Source organism: Vibrio sp. V43_P6S15P86 (assembly GCF_009904725.1).
GTDB lineage: Bacteria > Pseudomonadota > Gammaproteobacteria > Enterobacterales > Vibrionaceae > Vibrio > Vibrio diabolicus.
Map to the genome: position 1 here is coordinate 12,019 of NZ_WXWT01000416.1, position 17,938 is coordinate 29,956.

Sequence of the window (17,938 nt, forward strand, 5' to 3'; positions counted from 1 at the left end):
TTTTAAATATCAATTTATGGTTGTTTCAACACTTGTTACATTCAGTCGATTTACTCTTTACCGAACACGTTGTTCTCTTGTTCTTGAACGCGGATGAATGTAGTACGCTTGGTTAGTTCTTTAAGCTTTGCTGCACCCACGTATGTACAAGTTGAGCGAACGCCACCAAGGATGTCTTGAATAGTGCCGTGAACGCTACCACGGTATGGCAATAATACGGTTTTACCTTCGGCCGCACGGTAGCCAGCGACACCACCTGAGTGCTTCTCCATCGCGCTCTTAGAAGACATGCCATAGAATTTCATGAACTTCTCGCCGTCTTTCTCGATCACTTCGCCGCCTGACTCTTCGTGGCCCGCTAACATGCCGCCTAGCATAACAAAGTCCGCACCGCCGCCGAATGCTTTGGATACATCCCCTGCGCATGAGCAACCGCCGTCACCGATGATCATGCCACCAAGGCCGTGCGCTGCATCGCCACACTCGATGATTGCAGAAAGCTGCGGGTAACCAACACCTGTTTTTACACGAGTTGTACAAACTGAGCCAGGGCCAATGCCTACTTTCACGATGTCTGCACCAGCGAGGATCAACTCTTCACACATATCACCAGTAACCACGTTACCCGCAGAAATCACCTTGTCAGGGAACTCTGCTCGCACGCGTTCAACATACTCGACTAAATGCTCTGAGTAACCATTTGCAATGTCGATACAGATGAAAATAAATTCATCTGAAAGCGCCATAATATCTTTGGTTTTTTGGAAGTCCGCGTCAGATGTTCCCGTAGACACCATTACGTTATTCAGAGTTGCTTTATCAGCTGATTTAGCAAACTCAGCCCAATCTTCTACCGTGTAATGTTTGTGAACAGCAGTCATTACACCATGCTCAGCTAGCGCTTTAGCCATTGCAAAGCTACCAACCGAATCCATGTTTGCTGCGATTACAGGCACACCAGACCATTGACGACCACTATGCTTGAATGTAAAATCGCGGGTTAAATTTACTTGAGAACGGCTCTTAAGGGTAGAACGTTTCGGGCGAAACAGTACATCTTTAAAACCTAACTTAAGTTCTTGTTCGATACGCATTGTGTAATTCCTTGATTCATATGTATATGTGTCGTCTCAGAGTGCGTAGTGATTTCGTTGGCAGACGAGCTCACTGTTCTTCGGACACAAAAAAACCGGAGCGTTGGCAGACGCTCCGGTTTTCAGCATTATAGGCTGTGATTTATTTCCTACAAGTCTGATATTTGAATTTTTTTTGTGATACCATCTTGATAATCGCATATCAAAAACACTCCTCAAGTCGTTATTCTTTCTCATTATTTATAATTATCAACAACTTAAGAAAACGTTTAAGTTAACCTATTGCGCAAACCTTTGCGTCATACCTTTAAAATGAAAACGCATCACCTCTCAAATCTGCCTAAAACTCAATCACCTAATACTAAGATGCGCTGCTAATTCGGAAAAAGTACTCCAAAAAAATCGATCATTTTTTCATAGTGATGGGCGAGATCTAGCTACGTCCTATCGATTTGTTGAGTAATAGCGGTACGAAGTGTGCCTATAACATCACTTGCCAAAAGACCAACTTGACCATGCTGACTCACGTTTATATCCGCAGCATGACTGTGGAGTACCACACCTAAACGTGCCGCAACGGAAATGGGTAACCCTTTAGCTAGCAACGCACCAATAACACCAGATAGCACATCTCCCATTCCGCCCGTCGCCATTCCGGCGTTACCCGCTAGGCAGACGTACATTCTCGTTCCATCGTAAATAAGCGTTCCCGCACCTTTTAAAACCACCACACCGCCATAACGCTCTTGCAGTTGTCTTGCAGCAGAATATCGGTCATTTTCTATTTGTTGAGTGGTTACATTTAATAGTCGAGCTGCCTCTCCAGGATGCGGCGTGATCACTCGCTGGTTGTCGCACACCAAAGTGCCATCACATCGTTGGCTTAGCATCGCTAGAATATTGAGCCCATCAGCATCAACAACTTTAGGTTTCTGTTCTTGAGCCAGATATTGATAGGCTTGATAAGCCCACTCATCATCACCAAAACCTGGACCAAACACCAATACTTCAGCCCAACGAATGCGTTTGGTTAAGTCATTCTCAGTATCCCTAAGTAAGTCGGCGGTGATGCTTTGGCTCATTACTTCTGGGCAGCCAATCTGTAGTGGAATAAGGCTACTCGGGTGAGTAATTGCGGCAGTTAAACCCGCTCCGGATCTAACCGCAGCGGAGGAACATAAGCGAATCGCTCCTGACATACCTTGGTTACCACCAATACAAAGTAGTTTGCCATTGTCACCTTTGTGTGCTGTCGGGTTTGGCTTGGGCATTAACCTTGAAACAACCTGATGATCAATACCTAGTGCACTTTCTACTTCGATAGAATCAAACTCAACATTTACACCCAACCCACAAAAGTGGAGTTCACCAACTCGATCTCTCGCTTGTCCGGTGCACAAGCCTTGCTTAACACCAATGAAGGTTACAGTATGCTCAGCATGAATGGCATCGCCTAAAATAGCACCTGTATTTGCACACAACCCGGAAGGAATATCGACTGCAATCACTGGGGTGTGAATTTGATTGATTTGCTCAATGTAGCGACGGTACTCCGAACGAACCTCACCACTTAAACCAGTGCCTAACATGGCATCAATGATCACATCGGCTTCTAGCAATGCGGTATTCCACTCATCCCAATCATTGCTAACACCATCGATGGACTGCCAATCTTGATATGCGCNGAATATCGACTGCAATCACTGGGGTGTGAATTTGATTGATTTGCTCAATGTAGCGACGGTACTCCGAACGAACCTCACCACTTAAACCAGTGCCTAACATGGCATCAATGATCACATCGGCTTCTAGCAATGCGGTATTCCACTCATCCCAATCATTGCTAACACCATCGATGGACTGCCAATCTTGATATGCGCGTAAAGCATCACCTTTGAGCGCAGTCACATCACCAATTTGGAAAACCTGTACATTGAGTTGCGCTTGTTTAGCAAGCGAGGCAAATACGTATCCGTCACCACCATTATTCCCTTTGCCACAAATGACTAAGATATTTTTTGATTTGGGATATAAGTGTAAAAAACGCTCATACACAGCCATACCTGCGCGTTGCATTAGGCTATACATAGAAACACCAGCCATTTGCGCTGCCAGCGTTTCACCGTTTTTTACTTGTTCTGCGGTGTAGAGTTTTAGGGCGAGATTAAAGTCCATCTTCACGTTCTGCGCATTAGGAAACACAATTATAAGTATACAAAAAAGCCAAGGCGAACCTTGGCTTTTGAGAAAGTTTTTTATCGCTACTGACTCTGAGACATCAATGCTTCAGCCGTCGCGTCTTGTATAGATAAAAACAACGAATTGATTTTCCCAGTCGGGGTACGCATGGGGTTCAGCGTAACGTTCTGGTACATAAACTCCGCTTGCTGAGTAACAGGGCGTACGTTACGGCAACGGAACAAGTAAGGACGCTGGCGCCACGTAATAAAGCTGCGGCAACCTAAATCATACACGGGCTTTGTTTTTAACTTAAACCATTCCTGCGGGATTTCAGGGAAGATATCAAAGATAGAACGACCAATTGCATCATGAGATTGCAAACCACTGTGATGAGTCATAAACCCATTCCACACTTGCACATTATAATCTCGGTCAATGACGACGAGCCCCATGTCGACGTTTTGCACCATGTCTACCATCCAATGGAATTGTTCAAACTCTGCTGGCATATTCAACATTAGAACTCCTCCATTAGATATGACAGTTTGTTATCGAGCAGCGGCAAAGATTCATCGACGAACATAAACAATAAATCACAACGGATTGACGTTCCCTCAATGTTGTAGCTCACCTCGAATGTCATGGTGCGGCTGAATGCGCCCGTCGTAGACTCAATGATCGAATCAATTGATATATGCTGACCAAGAAGCACTGGAGGGCTTTGGAAGAATCGTACTTCAGATTGTTCGCCCAAGCCATTTAAGAATGACCCCACCAAGATATTGGAAACATCCATGAGCAGCTCAAGCTCTTCCAGTTCGTCGCTGTCTGCCGGCACTTTCATCAACTTCTTGAGATCCGATACGCTCGAATCGCTCAAAATCACCAGCGCTTCACCCGCAATACCTTCGCCACAAAAGCCCTGACAAACGCCCGATACGTTGTCATGCGACGCTAAGTCACGGAGAGCCATGTGTAGTTCGCTCACTTCGAAGATATTAACGTTCGGCAGAGGCAGTTGCACAAACACATCAAAGTGACGCGCCAATGCATCTGCGGCTCGACCAATAGAGACGTTCGCCACTTCCATATAAATATCGCGACGACGTAAAATCGGTAACTCAATAGAAACAGGCGTGATAATTTGAGGACGAGGCTCTGGCTCGACCAACTCTTTAAGCGCCTTCTTGAGTTCATCTTTGGCGATCGGTTTTTGAATAAACGCTTTTGCGCCAAGTGCGAACACACGCTCTTTCGCTTTAGGTTGGATATCCCCCGACACCACAACCACGGGAGTTTTATTCCCTAACCGCTGCATGTTTTCTAGTGTTTCAAAGCCATCCATTTCTGGCATGGTCAAATCAAGAAACATCAATTTAAACTCGTTCTTTTCGAGTTCTTCTAGCGCATTTTTTCCGTGGATAGCAAACGTAATATCGGCATTCAATGTGGCTGGTAGTGATCTCGCCATCTGTTTGCGTGCTAACGCTGAATCATCACAGATGAGTACGGGAAAAGACATTCAATCACCTTTTTATATTCCACAATCTGCTCCGGAGTCTAACAGATTGTTACAGCATGTAATACGAGAAAACTGACGAGTTTTTATTTCTTTTTTTATTCAATAAGCATACGCAATATGAATGGATGAGTGAACAAAATGGCGAAAAAGCAAACATCCTATTCGCTGTTTAGTGACATGAAACAAACATGGATAAAACGCCTCCATTAAAAATAAGCACAAAGTTGCATTTTAAATTAAAAACCCGTTTTTACTCCCACTCTATCCGCTCAGTATGAGTACTGGGTAAATCGGTATCGCGTAGCAATAAAAAAGCACCCTTTCATAGGGTGCCTCGAATAATGTATTCATCAATAAAATGTCACTTCTATGGCACACCGTGACCTTTAGAAGCCACCCATACGCGATACCATTGCTCTCGAGTCAATTCGATATTCAGCGCATTTACTGCCGTTTGCACACGCTCAATCTTACCAGAGCCAATGATTGGAATTGGGTTAGATGGCAAACGGCGTACCCAAGCGTAAATCACTTGGTCAATGCTAGTCGCGCCTACTTCTTCGCGAATCGCTTCTAATTCATTGCGAACACGAACGGCTTGCTCACTGTCACCACTGAAGATTGAGCCACCACCGAGGCAAGACCAAGCCATTGGGCGCGTACGCAGCATTTGCATTTGATCAAGCGTTCCATCATGTGCAACTTCAAAATTAAGCGGGTTGATTTCCACTTGATTAGTCACAAGAGGCTTACCTAAACGAGATTGCAACAGCTCAAACTGACGTGGAGTAAAGTTAGATACACCAAAGTGCTTCACTTTACCCACTTTGTGTAACTCTGAGAATGCTTCAGCCACTTCATCGGCATCCATTAACACGTCAGGGCGATGGATTAAAAGCACATCGATTTCGTCCACATTCAAACGCTCAAGCGAGTTATTCACCGATTGGTAGATGTGAGCGGAACTCGTATCATAGTGATTGATCTTACGCTCTGGTGTTTTATCTCCGCACAGGTTGATATCACACTTTGTGACGATCTGAATCTGCTCTCGCACACTCTTATCGAGAGCAAGTGCTTCACCAAACAATTTCTCACACTCGTAATTACCGTATATGTCCGCGTGATCGACCGTGGTAATGCCTAACTCAATATGTTGCTTGAGGAATGACAAACGCTCTTGAGCAGTCATGCCCCAATCAACTGCACGCCAATATCCTTGGACCAGCTCTGAGAACTCAGGGCCTTTTGGTGCAGTCACAACTTTTGCAACCATGGTTTTTCTCCTTCAATTGATCTGCATTCATCGTAGTCTTGTTTTCACATCGGCTCAACGGGTAAACTTTGGCAATTCGAACTGGAGTACGAAATATGTCTTTTGCCCAACGCCTAGCCACCTTGATCGGAGAAGAAAGCATCAGCGGATTTGCACGACGCGTTGATGTGTCTGAAGCTTTAATACGCAAATATTTAAAAGGCAGTGAACCGAGCCTAACGAAAGCAAATCAAATTGCGATGCGAGCCAACTGCTCTCTTGAATGGTTAGCGACCGGATGTGGTTATTTATATCGCCGCGCTGAAGTCGTAGATATGGATGCGTACAAACTTGCATTTCAACACGTTATGAATCAGCCGTTGCCAGATGAGGCAGAAGAACAGCACCGTAAGCTCATCGCTGGCTATCAATACCTGCGTGCGCACAAAAAATCGGATGGATTTTTAGACGAGTCTGCGATGGCGACCTTCCTATCTCTCCATAAAGAATCTAAAAACGAGTCACTTTAACATCGATAATTTCGCCATCGCTGTGCAATTCCACATTTAAAGACGGTGATGACGACGCAAACTCGTCCGGCTTTACCCAAAATAAGCTTCGAATCGTTTCTTGCGGATAGCTGTTTATCAACAAGATAACTTCTTTATCGACGAGCTCAGAAGATTTCTTTTCCAGCGCTTCAACGACGTCATAGTGTTCTTGTCCGATAGTTATACTACGTAAAACCAACCCGTCTTTTCTTAAATTGAGGATTAAGTCATTGAGACTTTGCCATTGATATTCGGTCAAAAAAGAGAACTGAGCACTGTCCTTTCCCAAAACAACTTCACCATACAGATGCTGCTGATAGTACGAAAAATCGTCCAAACAAAATGTGCTGATATACGTTGAAACATCTTGCTGCTGCACGTCACAGCGATACCAGCTTCCCCTTGTCTCTATACGCTCTTTTAAATTGGAGTACGGCATTGAAGACAACGTGTCCTGCCACCAACTCGGCGTCGAAAATGCTGGAAACGTTACCGAAAAACAACATAAAGAAAACAGGACTCGAGGATAAAAGCGCATGAATTACTCTGGTTGATTAACATCGAACCCAGACATTACCGACTAGTAGAAATTGTTCAAGATAAAAATAGTGGCAGGTAGTGCGGAAAGTTGTAGAGCAGAAATTAAGAAGGCGCACATTTGCGTGCGCCTCTACCTCGTTACTCAATCGTGAGTGTGCGAATCGGAGATGTCTATTGATGCATCCCGAACATAAAACGAGGACTTACCGTAGGGTTTGAATCCATCCAAATTGTGTGTAAAACCTCACATCCCTCCTTCTGAAGCAGTCATGTTGCTTTACACATAAAGCATGGTTCATTTTGCTCAAAAAACAAGTTTTTTATCCCAAATTATGAGAGCAATAGCACAGTCCTGGTGAATGAATGACATCGCGACACTTCGAACACTCAATAGTGAAAAGCTAAATTGCATCTTTATTGATTAGGTCTAGACTCTGCGAAGCGTATACTTTCTCGCGTCCCTTCCACCAGCAACAGGAGAACTTGTTAATGACCAAACGAGAGAGAATTGTGAAATCTGTGTTAGCGCACGTACCGAAAGATGCGATTAACCAGTTTGTCTCTCGAGGGTCCACACCATTTTCTGTCCTGATTATGGCCGCAATCGTTGGTACACTAGCTGGTTTTGTCGGCACTTACTTCGAACTTGCGGTTCATTTTGTTTCTGAAACCCGTACCGAATGGCTAAGAAGCGAAATCGGTAGCGTACTTCCTCTTTGGCTTGCTGCTGTACTGATCAGTGCTCTGCTTGCTTTTGTTGGTTACTTTCTTGTTCACCGCTTTGCTCCAGAGGCTGCGGGATCAGGCATCCCAGAAATAGAAGGCGCGATGGACAACATTCGTCCAGTGCGCTGGTGGCGAGTTCTACCTGTTAAATTCTTCGGCGGCATGGGCGCACTTGGCTCCGGTATGGTACTTGGTCGCGAAGGTCCGACAGTTCAAATGGGCGGCGCAGTTGGTCGAATGGTGACCGATATTTTCCGTGTGAAAGATGACGATACTCGTCATTCCCTACTCGCTTCAGGTGCCGCTGGTGGTTTGGCTGCCGCCTTTAATGCCCCACTAGCTGGCATTATGTTCGTTGTGGAGGAAATGCGACCTCAGTTTCGCTATTCTCTGATCTCAATTCGCGCGGTGATCATCTCTGCTATTATGGCCAACATTGTGTTTCGCGCCATCAACGGGCAAGACGCTGTCATCACAATGCCGCAATATCACTCTCCAGAGCTTCAGTCACTTTGGTTGTTTTTATTGCTTGGCGCATTGTTTGGCGTATTCGGAGTGATCTTCAATAAATTGATTACCGTGGCACAAGACAGTTTTGTCGCAATTCACAAAAACGATCGTAAACGCTATTTAATCGTGGGTTCACTACTTGGGGGCATTTTTGGTCTGCTTCTCTTATACGTGCCACAGCTAACTGGCGGTGGCATCGGCCTTATTCCTGATATTACCAATGGCAACTACTCGGTATCCGTTTTAGTTCTGCTTTTCTTTGGTCGCGTCATCACGACGTTGCTATGCTTTGGCTCTGGTGCGCCGGGTGGTATCTTTGCACCTATGCTTGCTCTGGGGACCTTGTTTGGCTATGCATTCGGAGCGAGTGCTGATGTGTTGCTTCCTACGCTTGATATCGAACCTGGCGTATTTGCGATTGCGGGCATGGGTGCCCTGTTTGCTGCGACGGTACGTGCACCGATTACAGGTATTCTGTTAGTGATTGAAATGACGAATAACTACTACTTAATCCTGCCATTGATCATTACTTGTTTGGGCGCTGTGATTATTGCTCAATTGTTGGGTGGACAACCTATTTACAGCCAGTTGCTGCATCGCACAATCAAAAACGAAAAGTTACGCCAACAGGATCTACCGGAGAATCAATCAACATAACATTCTCTTTGTTATCACTTTGCTCCAGACTATCGAAGGGTTTGGAGCGATAAACTCTGCATTTTTGCATCTTTTCCCAAATATTCGATACCAAACTCACAAAATTATCATTCTCTGATATTTGCTCACCACCTTTCATGAGAAACCCCTCTCCATACTTGTTAGTATTCGCTACTTAAATAGAGCATTTCATCCAAATCGTCATGTTTTGTTTCATTCAGGCAAAAATCAAATGGAGTAGATTTGAACTGGAGAAGACTTGTGCAGTTTTATAGTGTCCCGCCGTCTCAAGCCGCGTTGGCACTAGGTATGATAGGTTTAGGACAAGCTTGGGCACTCTATGTTCCTGAGATTGGTGAACCGATACGCCCATTTTTAGCGTCACTCGGCGCGCTTTTACTCGCCCCTGTGCTGATAAAATATGCCACGAATCCACGATTATTTATGGTCGACATTCGTCACCCATTGAGCGGTAGCTTAATGGCCCCCATGAGTATGGCGTTACTGATCCTTGCAGATTATCTTGCTTCTGTAGCGCCAATCATTGCTTATCCACTCTGGTTTATGGCACTTTTGCTGCATTTTACTATGATGGTACTGTTTTTTAGCTTTCAGCTAATGAACTTCAAAATGTCGAATATTGTACCTAGCTGGTTTCTCTATCCAGTGGGACTGATCAGCAGCTCATTAGCAGGCTCCCAATTGGGTCACAACCTATTCTCTGAAACCTTAGCGATGATGTGCATTGGCATTTATTTCTTTATGTTACCGCTGGTGCTCTATCGTTTGGTGTTTTTCGGATCTCTACCGAGACGAGCCAGGCCGACCCTCGCAATTATGGCCGCACCGGTAAACTTGTCATTAGCAGCATACTTGGTGAACTTTCCCTTACCTGATCCGATACTAACAGGCGCATTGGCAGGGATCGCCATCACTATGACGTTATTGATCTACTTATGTTACTTCCGCTTACTTCGCTTGAAGTTTCAACCTTCTATCGCGGCAGTAACCTTTCCTTCCGTGATCAGCGCCATCGCAATGCATCGCTTAACCTCTTTTTTTGCCGAATCGCACCCTCACTGGCACTGGCTACACGATTTTGGCTTTTTAGAGCTCAGCATTGCGACTGTGTTGGTGGTTTGGGTATCGGCAGGTTACATCAAAATGTATTGGCCAGAAATCGTTAAGTCGCCCTCTAAACAAGCATAAAAAACGGCCTCATCTGAGGCCGCTGTTTATCTCTATCAATAAGACATCAACCCGCAAACTTCGCCATGAAGTTCCCAATGTTAGTCAAACTCGATGCCGCCATTACGATAACAATCGCTGCTCCAGTTAGCGTTAAGTACATTGGGTGTTGGTAGTCACCGACAATATCTTTGCGTTTTGTCGCAACCAATACAGTGCCCAAAACGATAGGAAGAATAATGCTGTTCACTAGGCCCGCTAGCATCAAAAGAAGAATTGGCATGTCCATGGTTACCGTGCCTAGCGAGGTTAGGATAATGAAACCAACACACCACGCTTTCTCGTTTCGCGCCACAACTGGGAAAAGCGTCTTAATTAATGATATAGCCATGTAAGAGTTGCCAACCACAGACGTGATGGAAGCTACAAACAGTACTAAGCCAAAGATGAAGTAACCAAGCTGGCCAGCACCTTGACGGAAAGCATCCGCCGCAGGGTTAGCCGTATCCAGCGTTGCGCCTGTCGCGATAACGCCAAACACCGCCAAAAACAGTAGGATTCGAATAACCACCGCAATAGAAATACCAGCCCACGCTGTTGAGGTGATGGAAGGCACGTTCTCTTTGCCTTTCAAGCCAATGTCTACTAGGCGTTGTGCACCCGTGTAGTAACCGCCAACTGCACCGCCAACGATAGTCAACGTAGGCAGAAGCAAACTACCAACATCCATAGGCATCACCGCTGCACTTAGTGTCTCTCCCATCGGAGGTAAACTCGTCATAGCCACGTATGCGATCAGAACAATCATGAACAAGCCAAGGTAGCGGGCCATTTGGTCCATTCGTTTGGAGGCGTTATGAACCACAAACAACAAACAGCCAACGACACCGGTAAACAGTGCGCCCCATGTTGTGTCCACGCCCGTTAGCACATTGATGCCTAACGCTGCGCCACTCACGTTGCCAAAGTTAAACGCCACTGCACCAAGCGCAAGGAGAATACCAACACCATAACCCATGCCGGGTGCCACTTTGTTCGCAATGTCTTGGATTCGCATGCCAGAAACGCCGACAATACGCCACAAGTTCATCACAATACCAAACGTGATAAAAATGGAAGCCAAAACTGGAAATGCCATGTCGACTTTGTAGATATTTGTGAAGACTGCGGTTTGAGTCAAAAAGCCGGGACCCACAGAGGTTGTCGCCATCAAAAAAGCGACACTGAGCATGGCTTTCTTTTGCCAACGGCTTTCTGTAACTGGAGCTGAAATAGAGGAGGTGCTGATAGTGCTTTGTGTAGTCATGCCGAGTCCCAAATTTGTTGTCTTTCTATTATTAGAAAATAGAAAGACAACTGACCGAGATCAGCTGAACTTAGAGAAATATCTCTTTTTAAAACAAACGATTACAAGTTGTAACCGTTCATTGGGCGCATATATTAAGAGCAACGAATGTGACTGTCAATACACAATTGCATAATTACTATTTATTGCGACTCACTTGACGATGATTTGGATATAAAAGATATAAAAAAGGATGGCAACTCGCCATCCTCTCTCAATTTTATTTGTCGATTTGATTAACGCAGGCCATGCAGAAATTCAGCACGGGTCGCTGGGTTGCTCTTAAAAATACCACCTAACGCTGTAGTCGTGGTTTCACTGGTGGCATCCATCACGCCGCGTGACTTCACACAGTAATGCGTCGCGTCGATAGTCACCGCTACATCGTCAGACTCAAGCAATGTTTGCAAAGCAACAAGGATTTGCTGGGTCATACGCTCTTGAACTTGAGGGCGTTGCGCAAAGAAACGAACAATACGGTTGATCTTAGACAAGCCAATGATCTTACCGCGAGGAATATAAGCAACAGCGGCTTTTCCGTCGATTGTCACAAGATGGTGTTCGCACGTACTGGTCACAGTAATGTCTTTCACGCGAACCATTTCGCTCACGTTCATCTTGTTTTCGATAACTGTGATCTTGGGGAAGTTGGAGTAATCCAAACCAGAGAAAATCTCGTCCACGTACATTTTTGCAATGCGGTGTGGCGTTTCCTCTAAGCTATCATCCGTAAGGTCGAGCTGAAGCAGACCAAGAATCTCACGCATGTGGTATTCAATCTTTTCCTTCTTCTCTTCACGGCTAACGGCATTAGGGCGCATTGGTGTTTCTAACCCGCGTTGCTCTAGCGCTTCTTTCACTAACTTTGCTGACTCGCTAAGACCTGACATTCCACTTCCTCTTTTGTAACTACCACTCTCGGTGTGAAATACAATTGCCGTGTTTTCATCCCGTAGCGTTAAAGTCGCTCAGTCCGATGTTTATAACGCCAAGGCACATAACAAGAATACACTGAGCTATTTTCTCATGCTCCGTAGGAACTTTACCCCTTTCGGATGGGTGACAAGGATACTCGGATTTTTGAATAATTACACCCATATTTTATAGGTGGACATTCTTACTCGGTCCCCTTTTATGGTAGAGTTGCCACAAAACAAAAGAACATAGGATTATCTCAATGGGCTGCTGCGATGCACCTGGCTTGATGCCAATTGAAGAAGCGATGGATAAGATGCTATCGCGAATCAAACCTATCCAAACGACACTTTCTCTTCCTCTTGCTGACGCTCTGGGTTTTGTGCTGGCTGAAGACATTTTATCGCCAATTCACGTGCCCCCTTTCGACAATTCAGCAATGGACGGTTATGCCATTCGTATTCAAGACCTAGAAGTGTCTACAGTGTTGCCTCTGGCAGGTAAATCCTTCGCAGGTCAGCCTTTTGATGGTGAATGGCCGGCAGGCACTTGTGTTCGAATCATGACTGGCGCGAAAATTCCGGAAGGCTGTGACGCCGTTATCATGCAAGAAAATACGGAAGTGACCGACGCTGGTATTCAGTTCAACCAAACGGATGTGAAGCCGAAAAATAACATCCGCCCTACGGGTGACGACATCAAGCAAGGGGATATTGTATTGGCAAAAGGCGCGCGCCTGACACCGCGCGATATTCCAATGATTGCCTCTCTTGGTGTCAGCCATGTCACCGTCGTGCGTAAGCCAAAGGTGGCATTTTTCTCCACAGGTGATGAACTTAAACCATTGGGTGAGCCACTCAAGGCGGGTCAAATCTACGACAGTAATCGTTACGGTATTAAGCCGCTAATCGAAAACTTTGGTTGTGAAGCGATTGATCTTGGCATTATCCCTGACTGCCCAGAAACACTAAAAGCAACATTCGAAAAAGCACAAACGCTTGCGGATGTGGTTGTAACGTCTGGCGGCGTCAGCGTTGGTGAAGCAGATTACACCAAAGACATTCTTGAAGAACTTGGCGAAATCGGTTTCTGGAAACTGGCAATCAAGCCGGGTAAACCTTTCGCATTTGGCAAGTTAAGTACTGCTTGGTTCTGTGGGCTACCAGGTAACCCTGTATCTGCGGTGCTAACCATGTACGTACTTGTTCAACCAATGTTGGCTAGATTGGCTGGCCACACTGAATGGAAAGCACCTGAGTCTATCCCTGCTACGACTAAAACCGCATTTAAGAAAGCGCCGGGACGTACAGACTACCAACGCGGTATCTATACTCTAGAAAACGGTAAATTTGTCGTTGAAAGCACTGGCAACCAAAGTTCAGGAGCCTTTCGCTCAATGAGTTTGGCAAACTGCTTTGTTGTGTTGGAACGTGAGCGTGGCCGTGTGGAAGTTGGTGAAACGGTTCAAATCCAACTGTTTAACTCAACGTTATACTAGGAACATACCGTGGATATTCTTTCCGATCAGGAGATGCTGCGCTATAACCGCCAGATCATTCTTCGCCAGTTCGATTTCGAAGGGCAAGAAGCGCTCAAACAAAGCTCAGTGCTTATTTTGGGTGCTGGCGGTTTAGGTTGCGCTTCTAGCCAATACCTTGCCACGGCTGGTGTTGGCAATATTACTTTTATCGATGACGATATTGTTGAGCTCTCCAATTTACAACGCCAAGTATTGCACCACGACGCCGATATTGGCCGTAAAAAGGTTGACTCCGCGGCGGATGCGTTGCGGGAACTTAATCCTCATATCGAAGTAAACACCGTTGCTAAACGCCTTGACGACATTCAGCTTCAGGCTTTGATTGAGCAACACACTGTGGTGGTCGATGCTTCAGATAACGTCGACACTCGCAATCAACTCAACCGACTCTGCTTTGCAACAAAAACACCGCTTATTTCTGGTGCAGCCATTCGTATGGAAGGCCAAGTGAGTGTGTTTACGTACGACGACCCAACTCAACCGTGCTATCAGTGTTTGAGCGCGCTATTCGGCAGCAGTGCATTAAGTTGCGTTGAAGCTGGCGTCATGGCGCCTGTTGTGGGTATTGTTGGCGCTGTACAAGCGATGGAAACCATCAAGGTGATTGCAAATTACGGCCAACCCAAAAAAGGGAAGATCCTCATTCTCGATGCGTTTAGCATGTCCTGGCGGGAAATGAATTTGATGAAAATGCCGACCTGCCCTGTTTGTGGCTAAGTAACGCTGTCAGCTTATCAATGAAGATTATCAAAAAGCTCAACGTAACGTTGAGCTTTTTCTTATTCTGAGATTCATATTTCGAACCAAATAACTTACCGATATAAAATTCATTATAAACAGTGAGTTAAAAACTGGCACATTCCTTTCATTGCATATCATACAAACCAATGAGAGGGCGAATCATGAAAAGGACATCACTATTACTTGGATCTCTGTTCGCAAGCGCATACGTAAGCGCAGCGCCATTCGACACTTGTCCGAGCAAAGCATATTTATTCCAATCGACCCCAGTGCAAGTTTACGGCGTTAATCTGGTTACCGGATCAACCAAGTTACTGACCGACGATGTGGGCTTAGCATCTGGTATTAACGGCGTCGGTTTCAACTTCACTGATCGATACATCTATGGTTACGATACAGCCAACTTGAAAATCGTACGTTTAGGCCAGGACTTTCAAGCAGAAACTCTCAACGTACAAGGGCTTCCTAGCCATACGTTTTTTGTCGGCGACGTGTACAACCACGTCTACTACTTGTATCGCAAAGGTAAAGGGCTATTTTCCATTGATCTGTCGCCGTTAGATACGGACCCAAATGCTACCTTAACCCTGAATAAAATCACATCAAATGCAAGTGTGAGTTTAACCGACTTTGCGTTCCACCCTGGCGACGGTGCGCTCTATGGTATCGATAATGGGTCTGGCGTATTGTATAAATTCGATACAAAAACAGGCCAAGCAACCGCGATCGGCAATACAGGGGAAACGGGTACCTTTGGTGCAGGCTACTTTGATGTAAACGGAAACTACTACGTATCGCGTAACCAGGACGGCAAAATTTATCGCGTCGACTTATCAGAAAATAATGCCGCCAATATCGCTGCGGGCATTGTTCCTGCTGTAGAATTTGTGTCTAACGGTCCAAGTTCCAGCCAAAATGACGGTGCCCGATGCGCGAACGCTCCTGTTATTGACGAAGACGAGCCAATTGACTTTGGTGACGCACCTGACACTTACGCTACCTTGCTCTCTTCTAACGGACCACGCCACGCTGTTGATGGTGTAACTTGGCTTGGCACAATTGCGCCAGATGGTGATGCCGATGGACAAGTGGCTCCGTCTGGAGATAACAAAGTTGGTACAGCAGATGAAGATGGCGTCGGCTTTGTTGCCGCACTCGACCCAGGGTTAAGTTCACTAGTGAGCGTAACTGCATCAACATCCGGCTACTTGTCAGCTTGGTTTGACTGGAACCGAGATGGTGACTTTGCTGACGAAGGTGAGCAAGTATTCACTGATGAGTTACTCTCTGCAGGCAGCAATACGCTTCCATTTGTCGTCTCTGAACTGGCAACCGCAGGTCCTAGCTGGAGCCGATTCCGCTTTAGCCAACAAACTGGTCTGAACTTCGATGGCGGATCAACATCAGGTGAAGTAGAAGATTACCCAATCACAATCACTGAAAACGGCGTATCCGTACAGCACTTCCCAAGTGCCGATTCCTACGCAACGGTCGCGTATGAAGACAACTGGCCTTACACCGCTGACTACGACATGAATGACGTAGTCATTAAGTTCCGTATGACTGAAACACGTATGGACGGCACGGTGGAAAATATCCAAATTAGCGGAGATCTGGCCGCCTATGGGGCTGGCTATAAAAATGGCTTTGCTATTCGTCTACCTGGCGTTTCGAAAGCAAGCATTGAAAACGGCTTAACAAAGCTAACGTTTAATGGCAAAGAACAACCGACCAACGGTCTAGAAGCGATATCAGAAGAAGCCATCTTCATTATCAGTGACGACCTCAGTCAGTATGCGCAAAGTCAATGTGCGTATTTTCGAACCCAAACGGGTTGTAATGATAACGTCGCGTTGTCTTTCACACTGACCATCTACTTTAAGGAAGGAGCCGACCACTCAGCGCTACAGGCCATGCCTTATGACCCATTTATCTTTGCCACACCCAATACATATCACGGCGATGGCATCACCTTTCAACCAGGTAGAAAATGGGAAGTACATTTGCCAGACCAAACACCAACCGAGCAGTTTGATGACGCAAACCTATATGGCGTGGGCGTAGACGCAAGTGACCCGGCTCGAGGCGTGTACTTCAAAACAGCGAATAATCTTCCTTGGGCATTGCTTATCGTCGAAGAGTGGAATTGGCCGCTAGAGAAAGTTGACTTAGTTGACGCTTACCCAGAGTTTGCCACCTATGCCGAGTCTGGTGGGCGAGAAGGAGCAAACTGGCATACCCAACCTAAAGCAAACAAACGTTACATTCCATAGGAGAAGCATCATGAAAAACTTAATCACAATCATCATGGGATTAGCGTTAACAGCCTGCGGCGGCGGTGGCGGCGGTGGAGACAAAAGCAACGATAACGCTACTCCACCTCCAGCTCAAACTACCGTTATTGTTGAAGAGCCAAGCATGCAAAACTTAGACGTACCAGATGGGTTCGATTATGACCCAAGGTTAGAAAGCTCACTTACGGTAGATATTAGTGGTTACTCTTTACAGCGCGCACATCTGAGCATTTATAAGGAGTACCGTGAAGATGCGTCTGGAACCTACCAAGCGAAATATTCGAGCAATGTTGCTTCTGCTGCGCTGACAAGCGGGAAAGCTAACTTAGACTTCTCCACCTCGGACAGCCAAGATAACCTGTTAGTCGAAATTTGGTTTTACGATGGCTCAGAACCTCTTCAAAAAGTCGTCTCAACCGGAAATACGACATGGCGCATGTAAGATGCTCTATTGGTGAGCATTGATACTCGGGACTGGCGCAAGCCACAGGTTTTAAGACAAAATCGCATCGTTCTTTGAACATGCGATTTTTTTGTTGTAAAACAAAATGATTACTTGAAACAATAGCAATGGAGCGCAAATTGGATAATCCCAAAACCTATATGTTGGTCTTCAGCGGTTTCATTGCCCTACTTGTGCTCTTGTTGCTCATTAAGCAAACGGATGAAAACACGGTTTCAGCCACCGTCATTAGCAATACTTTAACTCAGTCCCTTGATGGTCAACGTCGGTACCTCACTATCAATTCACCTGAGATAGAGCAACAACGAGTGACGGTTCCAGTGTCCGCATCTTGTCCAGTGGGCTCTATTGCGTTGTTCCACCAAGCATCCCGCTCAAGTCTTGACTCATCCCTTTCATTCATTCGCTGTGAGTAA

At 45.7% G+C, this 17,938-nt stretch carries 15 protein-coding genes and 2 pseudogenes; 8 read left to right on the forward strand and 9 right to left on the reverse strand.

Features of this window, described 5'->3' with window-relative positions; all coding sequences use genetic code 11:
• Positions 1-50: 50 nt before the first annotated feature.
• The 6 genes and pseudogenes from CAG69_RS18880 to CAG69_RS18905 all read right to left on the reverse strand — a co-directional run bounded on the left by CAG69_RS18880 (position 51) and on the right by CAG69_RS18905 (position 6,073).
• On the reverse strand, positions 51-1,094 hold the full coding sequence (locus CAG69_RS18880) for a GMP reductase (protein ID WP_005396079.1): 1,044 nt from the start codon (positions 1,092-1,094) through the stop codon (positions 51-53).
• Positions 1,095-1,531: 437 nt separating this feature from the next.
• A pseudogene (locus CAG69_RS18885) lies at positions 1,532-2,776 on the reverse strand (NAD(P)H-hydrate dehydratase); the annotation flags it as partial.
• 19 nt (positions 2,777-2,795) lie between these two features.
• Positions 2,796-3,269 (reverse strand): annotated as a pseudogene (locus CAG69_RS18890) (NAD(P)H-hydrate epimerase); the annotation flags it as partial.
• An 86-nt stretch (positions 3,270-3,355) separates the two neighbouring features.
• Positions 3,356-3,793 (reverse strand): PAS domain-containing protein, encoded by a 438-nt coding sequence (locus CAG69_RS18895; RefSeq protein WP_005396081.1) that lies wholly within the window; start codon positions 3,791-3,793, stop codon positions 3,356-3,358.
• Positions 3,793-4,797, reverse strand: coding sequence for a response regulator (locus CAG69_RS18900; RefSeq protein ID WP_161445648.1), 1,005 nt, complete (start codon positions 4,795-4,797; stop codon positions 3,793-3,795). Before CAG69_RS18900 ends, CAG69_RS18895 begins: the two co-directional genes overlap by 1 nt.
• 367 nt (positions 4,798-5,164) lie before the next feature.
• Positions 5,165-6,073, reverse strand: a complete 909-nt coding sequence (locus CAG69_RS18905) for an aldo/keto reductase (RefSeq protein ID WP_047008144.1) — start codon at positions 6,071-6,073, stop codon at positions 5,165-5,167.
• Between the two features lie 95 nt (positions 6,074-6,168).
• On the opposite strand from CAG69_RS18905, the gene CAG69_RS18910 reads away from it, so the two are divergent.
• Entirely contained in the window at positions 6,169-6,582 is a 414-nt protein-coding gene (locus CAG69_RS18910) for a helix-turn-helix domain-containing protein (protein ID WP_005396084.1), read from the forward strand.
• On the opposite strand, the gene CAG69_RS18915 is transcribed toward CAG69_RS18910, so the two are convergent.
• A complete protein-coding gene (locus CAG69_RS18915) occupies positions 6,563-7,141 on the reverse strand; it encodes a hypothetical protein (protein WP_185090682.1) in 579 nt (192 codons plus the stop codon). The genes CAG69_RS18910 and CAG69_RS18915 overlap by 20 nt on opposite strands.
• 491 nt (positions 7,142-7,632) lie before the next feature.
• Here CAG69_RS18915 and clcA point away from each other — a divergent pair, with 491 nt between their 5' ends.
• Both clcA and CAG69_RS18925 read left to right on the forward strand, forming a co-directional pair.
• Positions 7,633-9,036 carry a H(+)/Cl(-) exchange transporter ClcA gene (clcA, locus tag CAG69_RS18920; protein WP_161445650.1) on the forward strand — a complete coding sequence of 468 codons (1,404 nt, stop codon included), beginning with the start codon at positions 7,633-7,635 and terminating at the stop codon, positions 9,034-9,036.
• Positions 9,037-9,297: 261 nt separating this feature from the next.
• Positions 9,298-10,245, forward strand: a complete 948-nt coding sequence (locus CAG69_RS18925; protein WP_048624849.1) for a TDT family transporter — start codon at positions 9,298-9,300, stop codon at positions 10,243-10,245.
• Between the two features lie 46 nt (positions 10,246-10,291).
• On the opposite strand, the gene CAG69_RS18930 is transcribed toward CAG69_RS18925, so the two are convergent.
• Positions 10,292-11,530: an NRAMP family divalent metal transporter gene (locus CAG69_RS18930; RefSeq protein WP_161445652.1), complete on the reverse strand. Its 1,239-nt coding sequence runs from the start codon at positions 11,528-11,530 to the stop codon at positions 10,292-10,294.
• Between the two features lie 275 nt (positions 11,531-11,805).
• Positions 11,806-12,459: a GTP cyclohydrolase I FolE gene (folE, locus tag CAG69_RS18935; protein ID WP_006741127.1), complete on the reverse strand. Its 654-nt coding sequence runs from the start codon at positions 12,457-12,459 to the stop codon at positions 11,806-11,808.
• Positions 12,460-12,746: 287 nt separating this feature from the next.
• On the opposite strand from folE, the gene moeA reads away from it, so the two are divergent.
• From moeA to CAG69_RS18960, 5 genes are all read left to right on the forward strand, one after another.
• Positions 12,747-13,982: a molybdopterin molybdotransferase MoeA gene (gene moeA, locus CAG69_RS18940; protein ID WP_161445653.1), complete on the forward strand. Its 1,236-nt coding sequence runs from the start codon at positions 12,747-12,749 to the stop codon at positions 13,980-13,982.
• 9 nt (positions 13,983-13,991) lie between these two features.
• Complete coding sequence (moeB, locus tag CAG69_RS18945) at positions 13,992-14,741, forward strand: molybdopterin-synthase adenylyltransferase MoeB (RefSeq protein WP_006741129.1); 750 nt, start codon at positions 13,992-13,994, stop codon at positions 14,739-14,741.
• Between the two features lie 185 nt (positions 14,742-14,926).
• Positions 14,927-17,038, forward strand: a complete 2,112-nt coding sequence (locus tag CAG69_RS18950) for an LruC domain-containing protein (protein ID WP_161445655.1) — start codon at positions 14,927-14,929, stop codon at positions 17,036-17,038.
• 10 nt (positions 17,039-17,048) lie between these two features.
• The gene (locus tag CAG69_RS18955) at positions 17,049-17,501 is read left to right on the forward strand and encodes a hypothetical protein (RefSeq protein WP_161445657.1); all 453 of its coding nucleotides are present in this window, start codon (positions 17,049-17,051) and stop codon (positions 17,499-17,501) included.
• Positions 17,502-17,641: 140 nt separating this feature from the next.
• Positions 17,642-17,938, forward strand: coding sequence for a hypothetical protein (locus tag CAG69_RS18960; RefSeq protein WP_006741132.1), 297 nt, complete (start codon positions 17,642-17,644; stop codon positions 17,936-17,938).